We start from the raw sequence: 601 nt of genomic DNA, 5'->3' as shown, positions 1-601 counted from the left end.
GGCTCTATAATTTCTGTAGTGGGTAAAAACCACTGTAGAGATTATAGAGCTTTTTGAGTGTACACAAAAAGTCCCATAAGAACTATAATGAAAAGCGACCAAACCATCATTAGGAAGAACTTATGAGACTTATTAAGAATACCACAGAATTAATCGGAATTAAAGACCAAAATATCAAGATTTCACTTATTTTTGAAACTAACACTCATATCGAGATTCAAGCAAAACTCGATTACCCTGCACCATCTTGTCCTCATTGCCATGGAAAGATGATCAAGTACGACTTTCAAAAACCTTCTAAAATCCCTCTTCTCGAGCAAGCGGGAACTCCAACACTACTACATCTGAAGAAACGTCGCTTCCAGTGTAAAAGTTGTAGGAGAGTCACGGTAGCTGAGACATCAATCGTTGAGAAAAACTGCCAAATCTCCAACCTTGTCCGACAAAAGGTTGCACAACTCCTAACTGAGAAGGTGTCACTAACTGATATTGCCAGAAGACTTCGTGTGTCGACGTCCACTGTCTATCGTAAACTTGACCAGTTTACTTTCAAGGAACATTATGACAAACTCCCTGCTGTTATGTCCTGGGATGAGTTTGG

Annotated in this window: 1 protein-coding gene; it reads left to right on the top strand. The window is 39.6% G+C overall.

What is annotated here, in order from left to right:
- Window positions 1-122: 122 nt before the first annotated feature.
- A partial coding sequence (locus M1G14_RS10905; RefSeq protein WP_247926611.1) for a transposase family protein occupies window positions 123-601 on the top strand: 479 nt, incomplete at its 3' end.

The sequence above is a fragment of the Streptococcus parasanguinis genome (assembly GCF_023109675.1).
GTDB lineage: Bacteria > Bacillota > Bacilli > Lactobacillales > Streptococcaceae > Streptococcus > Streptococcus parasanguinis_I.
This window is presented reverse-complemented; position numbering and strand designations above follow the sequence as displayed.